This is a genomic window from Martelella radicis (assembly GCF_014196625.1).
GTDB classification, from domain to species: Bacteria; Pseudomonadota; Alphaproteobacteria; order Rhizobiales; family Rhizobiaceae; genus Martelella; species Martelella radicis.
In genome coordinates this window covers 1-17,955 of record NZ_JACIDZ010000006.1, presented here as the reverse complement: position 1 = coordinate 17,955, position 17,955 = coordinate 1, and the positions used below count along the sequence as shown (strand labels likewise).

Here is a 17,955-nt window from a genome sequence, read left to right as displayed (position 1 = left end):
ACGTCATGGCCCATTATATCCTCAGGCGGCTCCTGACCGTCATACCGGTCCTTCTGGGCCTGACCGTCATTGTCTTCGCCATCATGGCGATGATCCCCGGCGATCCGGCTACCGCGATCCTCGGCTCCTATGCCACGCCGGAAAATGTCGACCGCGTCAACAAGGCGCTCGGCCTCGACAAGCCGTTGGTGCAGCAATATTTCATCTGGCTCGGCAATATTCTCCACGGCGATTTCGGTCGGTCCTATACGCAGAACCGCCCCGTCATCGATATCATCACCGAGCGCTTCGGCAACACGCTGATCCTTGCCGGCACCTCGCTCATTCTCTGTTCCATCCTCGGTCTTCTGGCCGGCATCGTCTCGGCGGTGCGCCAGTATGGCCTCACGGACAAGCTGGTCACCTTCTTCGTCCTGATTGGCATTTCGATCCCGTCCTTCTGGCTCGGCCTGCTGCTGATCCTGCTGTTTGCCGTCAAGCTGCAATGGCTGCCGGCAAGCGGCATGTATGCGATCTATGGCGGCGGCGGCCCGATCGATCTGCTGAAACACCTGATCCTGCCGGCCTTTACCCTGTCCGTGGTGGCAACCGGCGTTGTCGCCCGGCTGACGCGCACCTCCATGCTCGAAGTGCTGCGCCAGGACTATATCCGCACCGCCCGCGCCAAGGGGCTGAAGGAGCGCCGCGTGATCATGCGCCACGCCTTCAAGGCGGCGCTCGTCTCCGTCATTCCGGTCCTCGGCATCCAGGCCGGTTTCGTGCTCGGCGGCGCGGTCTATATCGAAACCGTGTTTCAGTGGCCCGGCATCGGCTCCATGCTGGTGACCGCCATTTCCACCCGCGACCTGCTGACGGTCCAGGGCGGGGTGCTGATCGTCGCGGCCGCCTATGTTCTGTTCAATCTGGTCGCCGACGTCGTCCAGACCATGCTTGATCCGAGGTTGCGCTGATGACCGATGCCACCGCAGACAGCGCGCCGCGCAAAAAGAAGAAGAGCGACCGCCCGAGCGCCTTCAAGCTTTTGTTCAACAACACGCTGGCAACCGCAGGGCTGATTGTCTTCGCCGTCATCGTCCTCATCGCGCTGGCAGCCCCCATCCTGCCGCTGCAGCCGCCGAATGTGACGGACCCTGCCGTCCGCCTGTCGCCGCCATTGACCGAAGGCCATCTTCTGGGCACCGATGCGCTGGGCCGAGATCTTCTCTCACGCCTCATCTGGGGCACGCGCGTCAGCCTCGCCGTCGGCGTTTCGGCAACGCTGATCGCGGCATTCTTCGGCTCGCTGATCGGGCTTGTCGCAGGCTATGCCGGCGGGCGCACCGACAATATCCTGATGCGCGGCATCGATATGGTCATGGCGTTTCCCTATATCCTGCTGGCGCTCGCCATCGTCGCCGTTCTCGGCCCCGGCCTGCTGAACGCGCTCTACGCCATCGCCGTGGTCAATATCCCCTTCTTCGCCCGTAACATCCGCGGCATGACGCTCGGCCTCTCAAGACGTGAATTCGTCGATGCGGCGCGGCTTTCCGGCAAGTCGCATTTCTCCATCCTCTTCGGCGAGGTGCTGCCGAACGTGCTGCCGGTGATCATCATCACCATGTCGACCACGATCGGCTGGATGATCCTGGAAACAGCCGGGCTTTCCTTCCTCGGCCTCGGCGCCCAGCCGCCGCAGGCCGATCTCGGCTCCATGCTCGGCGACGGCCGCAAGGTGTTGTTCACCGATGCCTATGTCTCCATGGTGCCCGGCCTGATGATCTTCGCCCTTGTGATGAGCATCAACCTGCTTGGCGACGGCATTCGCGATGTGCTCGACCCCCGGCTGAAATCCGGCGCGCTGGCGCGTCCCGGCGCGCGCACGGCGGTGAAGCGCGAAAGCGTTCCCGACCAGAGCCGGAAACCCGAGACAGTGCTCGATGTTCAGCAAATGCGCACCGAATTCCATATCGGCGGCAGCATTTACAAGGCCGTCGGCGGCGTCGATCTTCACATGCGTCAGGGAGAGTGCGTCGGTCTCGTCGGAGAATCCGGATCCGGCAAGTCGGTCACGGCCATGTCGCTGATGGGCCTTGTGCCGACGCCCCCCGGACGCATTGCCGGCGGCGCGGCATGGCTCGACGATGAGGACCTCTTTGCCGCAAGCGACGAGCGCATTCGCCAGTTGCGCGGCGGCGATGTCTCCCACGTGTTTCAGGACCCGCTGTCCACGCTGCATCCTCTCTTTACCGTCGGCGACCAGCTGATCGAAGCCATCCAGGCGCACCAGCCGCTTTCGAGACAACAGGCGCGCGAAAAGGCAACCGCGCTGCTGGAATCAGTCCGCATTCCCAATGCGGGCGAACGGCTGAAGGCATTCCCGCACGAGCTCTCCGGCGGCATGCGCCAGCGCATCTCCATTGCCATGGCGCTAGCCAATGACGCCAAGGTGATCATCGCCGACGAACCGACGACGGCGCTCGACGTGACCGTACAGGCGCAAATCCTCGAGCTGATGAACGGGCTGCGCAAGGAGCGCAACACGGCGATCCTGTTCATCACCCATGACTTCGGCGTGGTGTCGGCGATCTGCGACCGGGTCGCGGTGATGTATGCCGGACGGATCGTCGAAACCGGAACCACCGAGGAAATCCTCGATCGTCCGGCCCATCCCTACACGGCCAAGCTGATCGAATGCGTGCCGGTTCTCGGAGAACCCGACCGTCGGCTTGATGCGATCGAAGGGCGTCCGCCGGTGGTCAACAATCTGCCGGAAGGCTGCGCCTTCGCCGACCGCTGTCCTTTCGTTCAGGACGACTGTCGCAGCGGCGATATCGCCATGACCGCGCTTGGCGAGGAGCGCGGCGTGCGCTGCCTCCACCCGCTCAACAGGGAGACCGCCAATGGCTGAAGATGTGTTAATCGCAATCGACCGGGCGGAACGCACTTTCGGCGGCGGCAAGACGCTGTTCGGCAAGAAGCTTCCCGCCGTCCACGCCGTTCAGGACGTCACCATCGACGTGAAGAAGGGCGAGACCCTCGGCATTGTCGGCGAATCGGGCTGCGGTAAGTCCACGCTTGCCCGCCTGCTTTCCGGCCTCGACGTGCCGACGGGCGGAAAGATCACCTTCGAGGGCAAGGATCTGGCCGAGGAGGCACGGAAGAACCCGCGCGCGCTGGCACGGCAGGTGCAATATGTGTTTCAGGACCCGGTGTCCTCGCTCAATCCGCGCAAGAAGATCCGCACCATCCTGGAAGCGCCGCTGATCCACTTGTTGAAGCTCAACAAGGCCGAGCGCGGGAAACGGCTCGAGGAGCTGATGAACGCGGTCAACCTCGCGCCGGAATTCCTCGACCGCTACCCGCACGAATTCTCCGGCGGCCAGGCCCAGCGCATCGGCATCGCCCGCGCGCTTGCCGCCAATCCGGAAGTGATCGTGCTCGACGAGCCGGTCTCCGCGCTTGACGTTTCGGTGCAGGCGCAGGTGCTCAACATCCTGGACGATCTGAAGGCGCGCTTCGGGCTGACCTATCTGTTCATCAGCCATGATCTTTCGGTGGTGGAGTCGATCTCGGACCGGGTGGCGGTGATGTATTTCGGCAGGATCGTCGAACTCGGCACGCGCGATCAGGTCTTTTCCGGCGCGCTTCACCCCTACACGCATTTGTTGTTGAATTCCGCCCCGGCCCCCGGCAGAAAGGCTGTTTCCGGCGGTGACCGGGAAGCGGAACTGCCCGACCCATACAATCCGCCGCCGGGTTGCGCCTTCTTCGCCCGCTGTCCCAACGGAACGGATGCGTGCCAGCGCTCCGTTCCGCCGACCGACGAGGCGATGGGGGAAGCGGGCCACAAGGCCGCCTGCTTCCACCCGATGACGAAAAGGACGGCATGAGCAACACCAGTCTTGAAAGCCGGCAGGCCTTCGGCCCGCCCTTTGCCGAGAAGAAGCGCAAACGCCCCGATGTGATCGCCGATATGCTGCGCGAGCGCATGATCGACGCCGACCTGAAGCCGGGCGACCGCATGCCGGCCGAATGGCTTGCGCCGGAAGCGCTGCGCGCCTCGCGCGGCACGATGCGCGAGGCATTGAAAATCCTCGAATTTCAAGGGTTGATTGCCTCGAAGACCGGCCCCGGCGGCGGCATCTTCATTCGCGCCGTCCAGCCGGCCGAGGCGATCCAGACCGTCACCAGCCTGTTCCTGCAGGCTCCGCCCTCGATCGCGAATATCTACGCGCTGCGTAAGACGCTGGAGCCGGAGCTCGCCGCCGACGCGGCGCTGCACCTGCCGGAGGAGACCATAAGGACACTTCAGGACAAGATCAGGCTTTACGAGGGCCAGGCCGCGACGGCGGAGGAGGAATATGTCCAGCGGCTCGCCGAACTCGACTTTCATGCCGAACTTGCCCTCCACGCGCAAAACCCGGTTCTCGGCTTTACCTGCGGGCTGCTGCTCAATCTCCTGCGCGACCTTCCGGTCTGCCGGGCAATTTACGAGGAACCCAATCCGGGCCTGCGCGAGACCGGCATTTTCTACCAGATCGAGCTGATCAAGGCGATCCGTGCAAGGGATGCGGAAAAGGCCCGCTCCATCATGACGGAACACATGGTGGAGGCAGAGGCTTACATGCTTGAGCGCGCCCGCCTGAACGCGATGCGGCCCGGACTTGACAGGTGAAACAGTCCCGGAAGGGGTGAAATGCATGAAATGCGCACACACGATCCACGATCATCAGGGGCATCTCGGCTGGGACCGGTCGATCGAACCGGTTCTTGTCGCCCGATCCGGCGAGACCATCGCCTTTTCCTGTCTTGATGCCGGAAACGGGCACTACGGTCAGGAAAGCGTCGCCGCCGACATTCTGACAGCCGAGCCGGGCAAGGCCAATCCGCTGACCGGCCCGCTTTATGTAGAAGGCGCAGCGCCCGGCGACGCGCTGAAGGTCACCATCAACGAGTTCGCGCCGTCGGGCTTCGGCTGGACCGCGATCATTCCGGGTTTCGGTCTTCTGGCGGATCAGTTCGCCGAGCCAAGGCTGAAGCTTTGGGACTACGAGACCGACATCTCGGAACCGGCCGTCTTCAATCCCATGGCGCGCATTCCGCTTCGCCCCTTCATCGGCACAATCGGCGTTGCCATGGACGCGCCAGGCAATCACACGGTGATCCCCCCGCGCCGGGTCGGCGGCAATATGGACATCCGCGACATCGCGGCCGGCACGACACTTTTTCTGCCAGTCGAGATCGAGGGCGCGCTGCTGTCGATCGGCGATACCCACGCCGCCCAGGGCGATGGCGAGGTCTGTGGGACGGCAATCGAAAGCGCCATGGACGTTTCCGTCACGGTGGAGGTGATGAAGGGTGCCGCGCCGAAGACTCCGCATTTTGCGACTCCCGGCCCCATCTCGCGCCATCTCGACGCCGCCGGCTACGAGGTCACGACCGGCATCGGTCCCGATCTGATGCAGGCCGCGCGCGCGGCCGTGTCAAACATGATCGAGCTTCTGGCGAAAACCCGCAACCTCGATCCGGCCGACGCCTATATGCTGTGCTCGGTCTGCGGCGACCTGAAGATCAGCGAGATCGTCGACGCGCCCAACTGGGTGGTGTCGTTCTATTTCCCACGGATTGTGTTCGAATGAAGCCGATGAAAAAGGCGGCCGACACGCCGGCCGCCTCGCAATCATTTCACCGATAAAGGCGCCGGGCTTCAGGCGGCCTTGGATTCGCCCTTCAGGCTTTCGAGAATGTTCTGCGGCGAGGAAACGCCGTAGGGGTCGGTCTCGCACAGGTCGGAGAAGCCTTCTTCCTCGAACCACTTCTCAACGACGCCGTCATTGATGATGGCAGCATAGCGCCAGGAGCGCATGCCGAAGCCGAGATTGTCCTTGTTGACCAGCATGCCCATCTTGCGGGTGAACTCGCCGGAGCCATCCGGGATGACCTTGACGTGCTCAAGGTTCTGGCCCTTGGCCCAGGCGTTCATGACGAAGGCGTCGTTGACCGACATGCAGTAGATGTCATCAATGCCTTCAGCCTGAAACTCAGGGAAGAGCTTTTCAAAATCGGGAAGCTGATAGGTCGAGCAGGTCGGGGTAAAGGCGCCCGGCAGCGAGAACAGAATGACGCGCTTGCCCTTGAAGTAATCGTCCGAGGTCACTTCCTGCCAGCGGAAGGGGTTCGGGCCTTCGATGCTCTCATCGCGAACACGCGTGCGGAAGGTTACGTTCGGAACTTTGCGACCGATCATCTCAATCTCCTGTTGTCTTAAACCCTGTGTGAGGGAATTCTCTATTGGAAAGCTTGACGGATTTTATCAATTTTCAAATCGGAATAAAGGTAAAACTTTAGAATTATTCCAATGTAATACCTGCTATGCTGACGACGCATAGCTAATCCGTTTCATCTTCCAAGCAGTTTCAATGTGATAGCGACCGATCCTGGTTCAACCCAGCCGTGCTGCGTCATTCCGACGCACCCAGTTCAAGGCCTCGCTCAATGGCGCGAAAGCGCCATCGAACCGCCGGCAAAAACCAGCGCCGCGCCGACCAAACGATTGAGCTGCACGAAGACCCGGTTGGAGGTGATGAAACGCCCGAGCAATGCGCCTCCGGCGACATAGAGGCAGACAGCGACGACCTCCATCACGAGAAAGGCAAGGCCCATCACGGCCAGCTGCGGCCAGATCGGCGCGCCCTCGACGATGAACTGCGGAAAGAAGGCGGTGAAGATGGCGATCGCCTTGGGATTGGTGATGGCGATGGAAAAATCGCGTCGCATCAGCGCGGCGATACTGGCGTCGAGCGCCTGCATCTCGGCCAAGGCCCTCGCCTTCATGAGGATCTGGATGCCGACATAGACGAGATAGATCGCGCCGACGATCTTGATCGCCAGAAAGGCTGTGGCCGAAGCCGCCAGAACTGTCCCCAGCCCGGCCACGGTAATGGCGATCAGAAAAGTAAAGGCCGGCATCCGCCCCATGCCGCCGGCGAGCGCCCGCGCGACGCCAAGCCGCGCCCCGTTGGAAAAGGCCAGCATATTGTTCGGCCCCGGCGCGCAATTGAGCGCGAAACAGGCTGGTATGAACAACTCCCAAGCGGTCATGCGATACCCCGTCAGAAAACTCCCTAAGTCTGCCTTTCGGCGATAGAACGGTCGATCAAATAATTGGAGAACGCACTGCACAGAACAAGCATTAACCTTGCATCGGCCAACGTAAGATTTGGCTCATCCATAATCGCGTGACGGATACCGCCATCATCATTGGTCCAACCATACAGTCTAGAAAAGCCCTCTTTCAAAGCGGGATGTAAAGAAAGATCTGGACTTAGGACTTTCAGCACCTCTCCCAAAGTGATCGCTGGACTACCGGCCAGATTCTTTGCGACCAGCTCAACCGCAGATATCGATTCCTTTATTGAATTTCTGAAATCAGGGTTTTCTCTATTCGATAGTAAACGAGCTGCAGTCTCAATATGTGTGCGAACACCAGAAAATGGAGCAGAATTGTCGAGAGCGGATCCCACTGCAGCCAACTCCTCCTCATTAGTGATTTGCACAAGTACCTTGTCGACGAAACGGTAACCCGAATTTTCCTCCTTAAAAACACGGTTCGCGAGTTCTTCACAGAGCTTAGCACGCTCATCTGCTCTGTAGCGATCAGACGCTTCTCCGAAATTGATTAACCATTCAAAAAAGTCATACAGCAGAAACCAGTCGGCCTCGAGGAACCATTTTTTGATCCAACGAACATACAAGTATCTTTCGTCAGGGACTTCATCCGCGGGCAGCTTAAAGAAAAATACATGTCCTCTATTCGCCAATTGGCCCAAAGTGGTTCTGGGGAAGTAAATATTCTCCCCACCAACAACATAAATCGAATGAAAAATATTCCACAGAGAATTACGCAGCGGTGTGCTCATTCCATCCAACTGGATGGTCAGCATGGTTGGTGACTTGCCTATTCGCTGCGAAAATCTTGCCGACATCGCTCCACCTCAGAACAGGAAATACCGCTGCGCCATCGGCAGCACGTCCGCCGGCTCGCAGGTCAGCACTTCGCCATCGGCGCGCACCTCGTAGGTTTCCGGATCGACGGAAATCTCCGGCGTTGCCGAATTGTGCACCATCGAGGCCTTGGAAATGCCGCCGCGCGTGTTCTTCACCGGCAGAAGCTGTTTGGCAACGCCGAGCTTGTGGGCAAGGCCGGCGTCGAGCGAGGCTTCCGAGACGAAGGTGACGGAGGAATTGGTGCGCGACTTGCCGTAGGCGCCGAACATGTAGCGGTAATGCATCGGCTGCGGCGTCGGGATCGAGGCATTCGGATCGCCCATCTGGGCGGCCGCGATCGTGCCGCCGATGATGATCATCTCCGGCTTCACGCCGAACAGCGCCGGGTCCCACATCACGAGATCGGCGCGTTTTCCCACTTCCACCGAACCGATCTCGTGGGAGAGGCCATGGGCAATCGCCGGGTTGATCGTGTATTTGGCGATATAGCGCTTCACCCGGTAATTGTCGTTCTGGCCGGTTTCCTGCGCCAGACGGCCGCGCTGACGCTTCATCTTGTCGGCCGTCTGCCAGGTGCGGATGATGACCTCGCCGACGCGGCCCATGGCCTGGCTGTCGGACGAGATGATCGAGAACGCGCCGATATCGTGCAGAATGTCTTCCGCCGCGATGGTTTCCTTGCGGATCCGGCTTTCGGCGAAGGCGATGTCTTCCGGGATCGACGGCGACAAATGATGGCAGACCATCAGCATGTCGAGATGTTCGGCGATCGTGTTCTGCGTATAGGGCCGCGTCGGATTGGTCGAGGACGGGATGACGTTGGAGAGGCCGCAGATCTTGATGATGTCCGGCGCATGGCCGCCGCCCGCCCCTTCCGTGTGGAAGGCATGGATGGTGCGGCCCTTGAAGGCCTCGACCGTGTCTTCGACAAAGCCCGATTCATTCAACGTATCCGTATGGATCATCACCTGAACGTCGTATTTGTCTGCCACCGAAAGGCAGTTGTCGATCGCGGCGGGCGTCGTGCCCCAGTCCTCGTGCAGTTTCAGCGCCGCAGCGCCGCCCAGCACCTGTTCTTCCAGCGCGCCGGGCAGCGAGGCATTGCCTTTGCCGGAGAAGGCGAGGTTCATCGGGAAGGCGTCGGCTGCCTGGATCATCCGCTCGATATGCCAGGGACCGGGCGTGCAGGTGGTGGCAAATGTGCCATAGGCAGGCCCCGTGCCGCCGCCGAGCATGCAGGTAAGGCCGCTCATCAGCGCTTCCTCGATCTGCTGCGGGCAGATGAAGTGGATATGGGCGTCCATGCCGCCGGCGGTGACGAGCTTGCCTTCCGCCGAGATGATCTCAGTGCCCGGCCCGACGATGATGTCGACGCCCGCCTGCGTATCCGGATTGCCCGCCTTGCCGATGCCGGCGACGCGCCCGTCCTTGATGCCGATATCGGCTTTCACGATGCCCCAGTGGTCGATGATCAGCGCATTGGTCATCACCGTGTCGACCGCGCCTTCCGCGCGCGACGCCTGGCTCTGGCCCATGCCGTCGCGGATCACCTTGCCGCCGCCGAATTTCACCTCGTCGCCGTAACGGGTAAAGTCCTTCTCCACCTCGACGAAGAGTTCCGTATCGGCAAGGCGCACCTTGTCGCCGGTGGTCGGCCCGAACATCGAGGCATAGGACTGGCGGGACATCTTGAAGGGCATGAATTCCTCCTGGCGGGTTCGGCGGCGCGGGCGGCGCCTCAAAGGGGCTTGGTAAAATGCCTGCGCCGCTCAGAACATTGCGGCGGCGGGCCTGCGTCAATCGGGTTCAGAGCTTGCCCATGATTTCCTGGCGGAAGCCATAGACATTGCGGTTGCCGGCAAAGGGCACCAGCGTCACGTCGCGGGTCTGGCCGGGCTCGAAGCGCACGGCCGTTCCGGCAGCGATATCAAGCCGCATGCCGCGCGCCTTGTCGCGCTCGAAAGCGAGCGCCGGATTGGCCTCGAAAAAGTGGTAGTGGCTGCCCACCTGCACCGGCCTGTCGCCGGTATTGGAAACGGTCAGCGTCACGGTCGGAAGACCGGCGTTGATTTCGATTTCGCCCTCTGCGGGGATCATTTCACCGGGGATCATTTCTTTTCGTTCCTCCTCAGGCAGCGCTTGCCGGCCCGCAGCCTTCAGCCTTGAGCACGCGCGTGGTTGAAGCCGGATGGCGCAGGAGGGCGGCAGCCGGTCGGATGGGACGCGGGGCAAAGCCGCCACCGCAATTCGGACAGACATTGTGAAGCACGGTGTCGACGCAATCCCGGCAGAATGTGCATTCAAATGTGCAGATCATTGCCTCGCCGCTGTCCGGCGGCAAATCCCTGTCGCAGCATTCGCAATTCGGGCGCAGTTCGAGCATCGCGTTTTCCCTAGCGGATCGGCTCGTGCACGGTCACAAGCTTGGTGCCGTCGGGGAAGGTTGCTTCCACCTGCACGTCGTGGATCATCTCCGGCACGCCTTCCATCACCTGGTCGCGGGTCAGCACATGAGCGCCGGCCTCCATCAGTTCGGCCACGGGGCGGCCGTCGCGCGCGCCTTCGACCACGTAGTCGGTGATGAGCGCCACGGCTTCCGGCCAGTTGAGCTTGACGCCCCGTTCCAGCCTGCGGCGCGCCACCATGGCGGCCATGGAGATCATCAGTTTGTCCTTTTCACGCGGCGTCAGGTTCATGCGTCACTCTCTCGCTGTCACAGCTTGCGGATTTCATAGATGCCAGACTTTCGGCAGATTTTCGCCGTCCCGCAAGACCCTTAGGGCGGGAATCAGGCTTTTTCTCAACTGATAGCCGTCCGGGGCGACGACGCGGGCGACCAGCTTGCCGTTCCATTCGCTCGCTCCCCCGGCAGACACACCCAGCGCCTCGCGCACCTTCGGCATCAGGATTTCTGTCCGCGGGCCGCAATAAAGCAGCGTGGCAAAGGCGACATCGCCGCCGAGCACCGCCGTCTGCGACACGAGGTTCTCGATGTCGCCGGTCATGCGCACATCTTCGGCGTGAAGCAGCGTGCCCTGACGGCGCACCCGCCAGCGATCGCGGAACTGGCCGCGCTGAACCGCCTCGCCCATGGCCTTGCGGCCCAGTAGCACGGCCTCGATGGCCAGAAACTCGGCAGTTTCGGCAAGATCGACATCAAGCCGGCGGTTGAGCGAGGCGTCATCGAAAAGGATGGTTTCCTGCGGCAGCCAGTCGAGCCTCGCGCCCTCGCCGACGCGCAATTCGCTGTCGATCGTCGCCGGGCCGCTGTCGGACTTGTAGATCTTCTCACAGGCCTGCGTGGTGACCGTCAGTGCCGTGCCGGGCTCCGCCGTCATCGCCCATTGCAGCCGGTCGCCGCCGGTCAGACCGCCCGACGTGTTGATCAGCACGGCCTCCATCGACCCGTCGAAGCTTTCCGGGATGCGGATCTTGGCAGCACCCTCCTGATAGAATTCGTCAAGCCGCGTCTTGCCGGCCGAGAGCTTGGCCTTGACCTCGCCCCTTCCATAGGTGCGCTGCGCCCGTCCCGGCAGGTCTCGGATCAAGACGTCCACTCCGCCCCGAGGGGCGCTTCCTCCAAGCCGCATTTTCTCTGACCGCACATTGATTGACCTCGTATTTTTCACTCACACAAGGAAAAGCAAGTTTCGTGCCGCCGGTGAAATGAATTTTGTTTTTCGTTGAAAGCCGGGACATTGATGTCTCCGGCATCAAGGTTTTGTGGACACAATAGCAGCAGATGCCTGCCCGGCGCGCACATTTTCTCCGCAGGCTGCGTGAGGAAGCATCAGACCGTCAGGTGGCGGCGCGCCTCGGGGGTGTCCAGCGTCTCGGCGGGGCCTTCATGCACGATCTCGCCGCGGTCCATGATGTAGACCTGATCGGCGAGTTCCCGGCAGAAATCGAGATATTGCTCGACGAGCAGAATGGCCATGCCGGTTGAATCGCGCAGATAGCGGATCGCGCGGCCGATATCCTTGATGATCGAGGGCTGGATGCCTTCCGTCGGCTCATCGAGGACGAGAATCTTCGGTCGGGTGACCATGGCGCGGCCGATGGCAAGCTGCTGCTGCTGGCCGCCCGACAGGTCGCCGCCACGGCGCGACAGCATGGATTGCAGCACGGGAAACAGGCTGAAGATGTCGTCGGGAATGTTGCGGTCGCGGGCTGGAAGCGGGGCAAAGCCGGTCTCCAGGTTTTCCTTCACCGTCAGCAGCGGAAAGATCTCGCGCCCCTGCGGCACATAGCCGACGCCGAGCTTGGCGCGGCGATAGGGCGCCAGCCCATCAAGCGTTTCGCCCTGAAAGGTGATGGAGCCGCCCGATGTCGGATGCTGGCCGGTGACGGCGCGCAACAGCGAGGACTTGCCGACGCCGTTGCGGCCCAGAACGCAGGTGATCTTGCCCATGTCCGCAGAAAGCGAAACGCCGCGCAAAGCCTGCGCCGCGCCATAGTGAAGATTGACGTTATCGATGGTCAGCATGGTACGGGCCCCTTCGAAGGACGCCGGGCTGTTCAGCCCGCGCTGGAATGGCGGAGAGACGCGATGCCGCATCCCATAATCTCCCCCCTTGAGGGGGAGATGTCGCGAAAGCGACAGAGAGGAGTAATGGGCATAAACCGCGACCACCGTGCTCTCGGAGAGGGCTCCCCCCCCTCTGCCCCTGTCGGAGCATCTCCCCCTCAAGGGGGGAGATCGGCAATGGCAGGCGCCTTGTCGCAAACAAACGCATCACCTCACCGCCCCAGATAGTTCTCGATGACCTTCGGGTCGTTCGACACGTAGTCGATCGAACCCTCGGCGAGTACGGAGCCCTCGGCGAGGCAGGTGACCTTGACGCCGAGGTCGCGGACGAAGCCCATGTCGTGTTCGACGACGACGACGGCGCGGGTTTTCGCGATCTCGCGTAAAAGGCGCGCGGTCTCCACCGTCTCGGCGTCGGTCATACCGGCGACGGGTTCATCGACCAGGAGAAGCTTCGGCTCCTGCGCCAGAAGCATGCCGATCTCGAGCCACTGCTTCTGGCCGTGGGAAAGGTTGGCGGCGAGTTCATCCTTGCGGGCCGTCATGCGGATCGTCTCGAGGATGTCCTCGATGCGGGACTGATCCTCGCTGGTCAGCCGATAGAACAGCGTGGAGAACACGCCGCGCTTGCGGTTGAGCGCCAGTTCCAGATTGTCCCAGACCGTGTGGCTTTCAAACACCGTCGGCTTCTGGAATTTTCTGCCGATGCCGAGCTGGGCGATGTCGGCCTCGTCCTTGCGGGTCAGGTCGATCGTGTCGGAGAAGAACACCTCGCCGGTGTCCGGCCGGGTCTTGCCGGTGATGATATCCATCATCGTCGTCTTGCCGGCGCCGTTCGGGCCGATCACCGCGCGCAGTTCCCCGGGCTCGATGACGAAGGAAAGGCTGTTCAGCGCCTTGAAGCCATCGAAGGACACCGAGACATTGTCGAGATAAAGCAGGCTCTTCGCGCGTTTTTCCATCGGGCTCATCGTGCGCCCTCCTCGCTCGGGTTGACATCCATGCCGGCCTCGGCCTCTTCGGAGCGTTCGTTGCGCGCCGCCGCGTCATTGCCCTTTTTCGAAAGGCGGTCGGATATGGTGCCGACGATGCCCTTTGGCAGGAAGAGCGTGACGGCGACGAAGAGGCCGCCAAGCGCGAACAGCCAGAAGGCGGGGAAAAGCCCGGTGAAGATGGTCTTGCCGCCATTGACCAGAATGGCGCCGATGATCGGGCCGATCAGCGTTGCCCGCCCGCCGACCGCCGTCCAGATGACGACCTCGATGGAATTGGCCGGCGCGAATTCGCCCGGGTTGATGATGCCGACCTGCGGCACATAGAGCGCGCCGGCAACGCCCGCCATCATGGCGGAGACGACGAAGGTGAAGAGCTTGTAGTTTTCCACGCGGTAGCCGAGAAAGCGCACCCGGCTCTCGGCATCGCGCACGCCGACCAGCACCTTGCCGGACTTGGAGCGGACAATGGCCGAGGCAATGAAAAGCCCGATGGCAAGGAAGATGGCGGAGGCTGCAAAGAGTGCTGCGCGCGTGCCGTCGGCCTGCACGGAAAAGCCGAGAATGTCCTTGAAATCCGTCAGCCCGTTATTGCCGCCGAACCCCATGTCGTTGCGGAAGAAGGCGAGCAGAAGCGCATAGGTCATGGCCTGGGTGATGATAGAGAGATAGACGCCGTTGACGCGCGAGCGGAAAGCGAACCAGCCGAAGGCGAAGGCCAGAGCGCCGGGCACCAGCAGCACCATCAGCATGGCGAACCAGAACATGTCGAAGCCATGCCAGAACCACGGTAGCTCCTGATAGTTCAGAAAGACCATGAAATCCGGCAGGATCGGATCGCCATAGACGCCGCGCGGACCGATTTGGCGCATCAGATACATGCCCATCGCGTAGCCGCCGAGCGCGAAGAAGGCGCCGTGGCCGAGCGATAGAATGCCGCAAAAACCCCAGACGAGATCGAGCGAGAGCGCCAGCAGCGCATAGCAGAGATATTTGCCGAACAGCGAGACCAGATAGGTCGGCAGATGAAACGGGCTGCCCGCCGGGATGACGAGGTTCAGCACCGGCACCAGCAGGGCGATGCCGAAAAGTATGGCGATCGCGATCGAGATCCTGCGGTCGAGCGAGCGGAGAACATAGGCCGTAATCATGATTCAACCGCCCTTCCCTTGAGTGCGAACAGACCGCGCGGCCGTTTCTGGATGAACAGGATGATGAAGACGAGCACCAGGATCTTGCCGAGAACGGCGCCGGCATAGGGCTCGAGGAACTTGTTGAGGATGCCGAGCGAGAAGGCGCCGACGAAGGTGCCCCAGAGATTTCCGACCCCGCCGAAGACCACGACCATGAAACTATCGATGATGTAGGACTGGCCGAGATTGGGCGAGACATTGTCGATCTGCGAAAGGGCGACACCGGCAAGCCCTGCCACGCCCGAACCGAGCGCGAAGGTAAACGCATCGACCCAGGGCGTGCGGATGCCCATGGAAGCGGCCATGCGCCGGTTCTGGGTCACTGCCCGCATCTGCAGGCCGAAGGCGGAACGCTTCATCAGCATCAGGAGGCCGAGGAAGACGGCAAGCGAGAACACAACGATCCAGAGCCTCGACCAGGTAATGACGAGCCCGCCGACGTCGAACGCGCCGGACATCCACGACGGATTGCCGACCTCGCGGTTGGTGGGGCCGAAAATGGTGCGCACGGCCTGCTGCAGGATCAGCGAAACGCCCCAGGTCGCGAGCAGCGTCTCGAGCGGGCGGCCGTAAAGGAAGCGGATGACGCCGCGTTCGATCACAAGGCCGACGGCGGCGGTGATGAGAAAGGCGACCGGAAGCGCAATCGCCAGCGACCAGTCAAACAGGCCGGGATAGGATGTGCGGATCACCTGCTGCACCATAAAGGTGGAATAGGCGCCGATCATCACCATCTCGCCATGCGCCATATTGATGACGCCCATGACGCCGAAGGTGATGGCAAGCCCGATGGCCGCCAAAAGCAGCACCGAGCCGAGCGACAGCCCGTACCAGACATTCTGCGCGGCATCCCAGAAGGCAAGCCGCTTTTCGATCTTCGCCTGGGCGGCGTCGACCTCGTCCTGCAGTTCCGGGTCGAGCGAGCCGCGCGCCGACAGAAGGATCGAGATCGCGTCACGTCCGCCGATCGCGGCGATGTCGTCGATCGCCTCGGCCTTGGCCTCAATCGGACGGGAGGAATTCAGGATGGAGATGGCGCGGGCCTGGCCGAGGACTGCGGCAATCTCGCCGTCCTCTTCGGCCGCGAGCGCCTCTTCGATCAGCGCCAGATTGTCCTCGCTCGGCGCATCCATCATCGAGCGGGCAGCCGAGAGACGAACCGCGGGATTGGGGCTCATCAGCGTCATGCCGGCAAGGGCGGCATCGATGGTGCTGCGCAGATTATTGTTGACCTTGATCTTCTCAAGGTCGCGCTTGGACATTTCGCCAAGCTCTTCGCCGGTCAGCGGGTCGATCAGAAGCAGGTTGCGGCGGGATTCGCCATCGGCGGTCATGAAGACCTTGCCGTCATCCTCGCGGTAGTAGAGATCGCCATCGGCGAGCGTTTTCAGGACCGGAATCACGGCCGGATCACCGGTGGCGGCGAGCGCTTTGACGATTTCTTCCGTCTGGTTGAAATTACGGGCTTCGGAGAACTGATCAATCAGCGATCCGACGTCATCAGCGGCCCGTGAAAGTGAGGGCGCACATGTCAGTACCAGAGTTACAAATAAGAGAAAGGTTCTGAAATAGCGCGGTAGAAAAGAAATGGACATGTGCGCCCCCAAATTTGACGGTCCCGCCTCGTACAGGACCGCCCCCCTGTTCACCCGGCGCGAAACACGCGCCGGGAGCCGAGTTGCCGTTCTTATTCGGCAGCCATACCGCCGCACTGGCCGGTTTCGACATTGAAGTTGCCGCACGACATCGGAGCGCGCCAGTCGGCAATCAGGTTCTTCGAATCCGGCAGGTAGTCGGACCATGCATCGCCGGCAACGAGACCGGGCGTTTCGTAAACGATGTCGAACTGACCATCATCCTGGATTTCGCCGATCAGGACCGGCTTGGTGATGTGGTGGTTCGGCATCATGGCCGAATAGCCGCCCGAAAGGTTCGGAACCGATACGCCGACAAGCGCGTCGATGACGGCATCCGGATCGGTGGTGCCAGCCTTTTCAACGGCATCGACCCACATGTTGAAGCCAATGTAGTGGGCTTCCATCGGGTCGTTGGTCACGCGGGCATCGTCGCCGGTGAAGGCATGCCAGGCATCGATGAAGTCGTAGTTTGCGTCGGTGTCGACGGACTGGAAGTAGTTCCAGGCGGCCAGATGGCCGACGAGCGGCGCGGTGTCGAGACCGGCAAGTTCTTCCTCGCCAACGGAGAAGGCGACGACCGGGATGTCGGAAGCGGCGATGCCCTGGTTGGCGAGTTCCTTGTAGAAGGGCACATTGGCGTCACCATTGATGGTGGAGACCACGGCCGTCTTCTTGCCTTCCGAGCCGAAATTCTTGATGTCGGAAACGATCGTCTGCCAGTCGGAGAAGCCGAAGGGCGTGTAGTTGATCATAATGTCTTCTTCGGCAACGCCGTGATCCTTCAGATAGGCTTCGAGGATCTTGTTGGTCGTGCGCGGATAGACATAGTCGGTGCCGGCGAGAACCCAGCGCTCGACGCCTTCATTTTCCATCAGGTAGTCGACGGCCGGAATGGCCTGCTGGTTCGGCGCAGCACCCGTGTAGAAGACGTTGCGCTGGCTTTCCTCGCCCTCATACTGGACGGGGTAGAAGAGGATGCTGTTCAGCTCCTCGAAGACCGGCAGAACCGATTTGCGCGACACGGACGTCCAGCAGCCGAAGACAGCCGAAACGCCATCGCCTTCGATCAGCTCGCGCGCCTTTTCGGCAAAGAGCGGCCAGTCGGAGGCCGGGTCGACGACGACCGGCTCAAGCTGCTTGCCGAGAAGGCCGCCCTTGGCGTTCTGCTCTTCGATGAGCATCAGCATGGCGTCCTTCAGCGTCGTTTCCGAAATCGCCATGGTGCCGGAGAGCGAGTGCAGGATGCCCACCTTGATCGTGTCTTCCTGCGCCAGAGCGCCGGTGGCGGTCGAAGCGGTGAGCGCCGCCAGAAGAGCAGCACCTGTCATTGCCTTTTTGAAATTCATGTTTTTCCCCTCAACGGATTGTCGCCTGCAAGGCGTTTGGAAATCGCGGCGTCCGTCAGAAAACGCCTGCGACAACTATCGTTGAGGGAGAGAGAACCCCACATACGTCATTTGACGTAGGTGGGGTGGAAGTTTGTTGATGGAGGCCTTTGCCGCTCACATTCGTCATGCCGGCCAAGAGCCGGCATCCTGTGTATAGCGGCTTGTGGTATGATGTGTGCGGGCGGAAGGTCGTCCGGCATCCTGGTCGTTAGAGACCGTTCCCTGGCACCT

18 protein-coding genes are annotated in these 17,955 nt (G+C 61.6%); 5 read left to right on the top strand and 13 right to left on the bottom strand.

Features of this window, described 5'->3' with window-relative positions:
- Nucleotides 1–5 precede the first annotated feature (5 nt).
- Genes GGR30_RS10085 through GGR30_RS10065 form a run of 5 tightly spaced genes read left to right on the top strand, consistent with a single transcriptional unit; the run spans nt 6 to nt 5,618 of the window.
- Nucleotides 6–950 carry an ABC transporter permease gene (locus GGR30_RS10085; protein ID WP_183485784.1) on the top strand — a complete coding sequence of 315 codons (945 nt, stop codon included), beginning with the start codon at nt 6–8 and terminating at the stop codon, nt 948–950.
- Nucleotides 950–2,887: a dipeptide/oligopeptide/nickel ABC transporter permease/ATP-binding protein gene (locus GGR30_RS10080; RefSeq protein WP_183485782.1), complete on the top strand. Its 1,938-nt coding sequence runs from the start codon at nt 950–952 to the stop codon at nt 2,885–2,887. The genes GGR30_RS10085 and GGR30_RS10080 overlap by 1 nt, the downstream gene beginning before the upstream one ends.
- Nucleotides 2,880–3,869, top strand: a complete 990-nt coding sequence (locus GGR30_RS10075; protein ID WP_183485780.1) for an ABC transporter ATP-binding protein — start codon at nt 2,880–2,882, stop codon at nt 3,867–3,869. Before GGR30_RS10080 ends, GGR30_RS10075 begins: the two co-directional genes overlap by 8 nt.
- Nucleotides 3,866–4,654 carry a FadR/GntR family transcriptional regulator gene (locus GGR30_RS10070; RefSeq protein WP_183485778.1) on the top strand — a complete coding sequence of 263 codons (789 nt, stop codon included), beginning with the start codon at nt 3,866–3,868 and terminating at the stop codon, nt 4,652–4,654. Before GGR30_RS10075 ends, GGR30_RS10070 begins: the two co-directional genes overlap by 4 nt.
- Before the next feature lie 25 nt (nt 4,655–4,679).
- Nucleotides 4,680–5,618, top strand: coding sequence for an acetamidase/formamidase family protein (locus tag GGR30_RS10065; RefSeq protein WP_183485776.1), 939 nt, complete (start codon nt 4,680–4,682; stop codon nt 5,616–5,618).
- 68 nt (nt 5,619–5,686) lie between these two features.
- Here GGR30_RS10065 and GGR30_RS10060 read toward each other — a convergent pair whose 3' ends face one another.
- From GGR30_RS10060 to urtA, 13 genes are all read right to left on the bottom strand, one after another.
- Nucleotides 5,687–6,226, bottom strand: a complete 540-nt coding sequence (locus tag GGR30_RS10060) for a peroxiredoxin (protein WP_183485773.1) — start codon at nt 6,224–6,226, stop codon at nt 5,687–5,689.
- Nucleotides 6,227–6,471: 245 nt separating this feature from the next.
- The gene (locus GGR30_RS10055; protein WP_183485770.1) at nt 6,472–7,080 is read right to left on the bottom strand and encodes a LysE family translocator; all 609 of its coding nucleotides are present in this window, start codon (nt 7,078–7,080) and stop codon (nt 6,472–6,474) included.
- 23 nt (nt 7,081–7,103) lie between these two features.
- Entirely contained in the window at nt 7,104–7,964 is an 861-nt protein-coding gene (locus tag GGR30_RS10050) for an AbiJ-NTD4 domain-containing protein (protein ID WP_281378116.1), read from the bottom strand.
- Nucleotides 7,965–7,973: 9 nt separating this feature from the next.
- On the bottom strand, nt 7,974–9,686 hold the full coding sequence (gene ureC / locus GGR30_RS10045; protein WP_183485764.1) for an urease subunit alpha: 1,713 nt from the start codon (nt 9,684–9,686) through the stop codon (nt 7,974–7,976).
- 106 nt (nt 9,687–9,792) lie between these two features.
- Nucleotides 9,793–10,098 (bottom strand): urease subunit beta, encoded by a 306-nt coding sequence (locus GGR30_RS10040; protein WP_183485760.1) that lies wholly within the window; start codon nt 10,096–10,098, stop codon nt 9,793–9,795.
- 16 nt (nt 10,099–10,114) lie between these two features.
- On the bottom strand, nt 10,115–10,369 hold the full coding sequence (locus tag GGR30_RS10035) for a DUF1272 domain-containing protein (RefSeq protein WP_183485757.1): 255 nt from the start codon (nt 10,367–10,369) through the stop codon (nt 10,115–10,117).
- Nucleotides 10,370–10,379: 10 nt separating this feature from the next.
- Entirely contained in the window at nt 10,380–10,682 is a 303-nt protein-coding gene (locus GGR30_RS10030) for an urease subunit gamma (protein ID WP_138748617.1), read from the bottom strand.
- Nucleotides 10,683–10,715: 33 nt separating this feature from the next.
- Nucleotides 10,716–11,576, bottom strand: coding sequence for an urease accessory protein UreD (locus GGR30_RS10025; RefSeq protein WP_183486250.1), 861 nt, complete (start codon nt 11,574–11,576; stop codon nt 10,716–10,718).
- Nucleotides 11,577–11,776: 200 nt separating this feature from the next.
- Nucleotides 11,777–12,472, bottom strand: coding sequence for an urea ABC transporter ATP-binding subunit UrtE (urtE, locus tag GGR30_RS10020; protein ID WP_183485753.1), 696 nt, complete (start codon nt 12,470–12,472; stop codon nt 11,777–11,779).
- Nucleotides 12,473–12,726: 254 nt separating this feature from the next.
- Complete coding sequence (gene urtD / locus GGR30_RS10015) at nt 12,727–13,485, bottom strand: urea ABC transporter ATP-binding protein UrtD (protein WP_183485749.1); 759 nt, start codon at nt 13,483–13,485, stop codon at nt 12,727–12,729.
- Nucleotides 13,482–14,657 carry an urea ABC transporter permease subunit UrtC gene (gene urtC / locus GGR30_RS10010; RefSeq protein WP_183485745.1) on the bottom strand — a complete coding sequence of 392 codons (1,176 nt, stop codon included), beginning with the start codon at nt 14,655–14,657 and terminating at the stop codon, nt 13,482–13,484. Before urtC ends, urtD begins: the two co-directional genes overlap by 4 nt.
- The gene (gene urtB, locus GGR30_RS10005) at nt 14,654–16,294 is read right to left on the bottom strand and encodes an urea ABC transporter permease subunit UrtB (RefSeq protein WP_183485742.1); all 1,641 of its coding nucleotides are present in this window, start codon (nt 16,292–16,294) and stop codon (nt 14,654–14,656) included. Before urtB ends, urtC begins: the two co-directional genes overlap by 4 nt.
- Nucleotides 16,295–16,386: 92 nt before the next feature.
- Nucleotides 16,387–17,682 carry an urea ABC transporter substrate-binding protein gene (urtA, locus tag GGR30_RS10000; protein WP_183485739.1) on the bottom strand — a complete coding sequence of 432 codons (1,296 nt, stop codon included), beginning with the start codon at nt 17,680–17,682 and terminating at the stop codon, nt 16,387–16,389.
- Nucleotides 17,683–17,955: the final 273 nt, after the last annotated feature.

Bases quoted from the DNA above. Each gene is read 5' to 3' on its own strand.
- GGR30_RS10070 (WP_183485778.1), top strand. From the start codon at position 3,866: ATGAGCAACACCAGTCTTGAAAGCCGGCAGGCCTTCGGCCCGCCCTTT.
- urtC (WP_183485745.1), bottom strand. From the start codon at position 14,657: ATGATTACGGCCTATGTTCTCCGCTCGCTCGACCGCAGGATCTCGATC.
- GGR30_RS10050 (WP_281378116.1), bottom strand. From the start codon at position 7,964: ATGTCGGCAAGATTTTCGCAGCGAATAGGCAAGTCACCAACCATGCTG.
- GGR30_RS10035 (WP_183485757.1), bottom strand. From the start codon at position 10,369: ATGCTCGAACTGCGCCCGAATTGCGAATGCTGCGACAGGGATTTGCCG.
- GGR30_RS10080 (WP_183485782.1), top strand. From the start codon at position 950: ATGACCGATGCCACCGCAGACAGCGCGCCGCGCAAAAAGAAGAAGAGC.
- GGR30_RS10085 (WP_183485784.1), top strand. From the start codon at position 6: ATGGCCCATTATATCCTCAGGCGGCTCCTGACCGTCATACCGGTCCTT.
- GGR30_RS10030 (WP_138748617.1), bottom strand. From the start codon at position 10,682: ATGAACCTGACGCCGCGTGAAAAGGACAAACTGATGATCTCCATGGCC.
- urtD (WP_183485749.1), bottom strand. From the start codon at position 13,485: ATGAGCCCGATGGAAAAACGCGCGAAGAGCCTGCTTTATCTCGACAAT.
- urtB (WP_183485742.1), bottom strand. From the start codon at position 16,294: ATGTCCATTTCTTTTCTACCGCGCTATTTCAGAACCTTTCTCTTATTT.
- urtE (WP_183485753.1), bottom strand. From the start codon at position 12,472: ATGCTGACCATCGATAACGTCAATCTTCACTATGGCGCGGCGCAGGCT.
- GGR30_RS10065 (WP_183485776.1), top strand. From the start codon at position 4,680: ATGAAATGCGCACACACGATCCACGATCATCAGGGGCATCTCGGCTGG.
- GGR30_RS10055 (WP_183485770.1), bottom strand. From the start codon at position 7,080: ATGACCGCTTGGGAGTTGTTCATACCAGCCTGTTTCGCGCTCAATTGC.
- GGR30_RS10060 (WP_183485773.1), bottom strand. From the start codon at position 6,226: ATGATCGGTCGCAAAGTTCCGAACGTAACCTTCCGCACGCGTGTTCGC.
- urtA (WP_183485739.1), bottom strand. From the start codon at position 17,682: ATGAATTTCAAAAAGGCAATGACAGGTGCTGCTCTTCTGGCGGCGCTC.
- ureC (WP_183485764.1), bottom strand. From the start codon at position 9,686: ATGCCCTTCAAGATGTCCCGCCAGTCCTATGCCTCGATGTTCGGGCCG.
- GGR30_RS10025 (WP_183486250.1), bottom strand. From the start codon at position 11,576: ATGCGGCTTGGAGGAAGCGCCCCTCGGGGCGGAGTGGACGTCTTGATC.
- GGR30_RS10040 (WP_183485760.1), bottom strand. From the start codon at position 10,098: ATGATCCCCGGTGAAATGATCCCCGCAGAGGGCGAAATCGAAATCAAC.
- GGR30_RS10075 (WP_183485780.1), top strand. From the start codon at position 2,880: ATGGCTGAAGATGTGTTAATCGCAATCGACCGGGCGGAACGCACTTTC.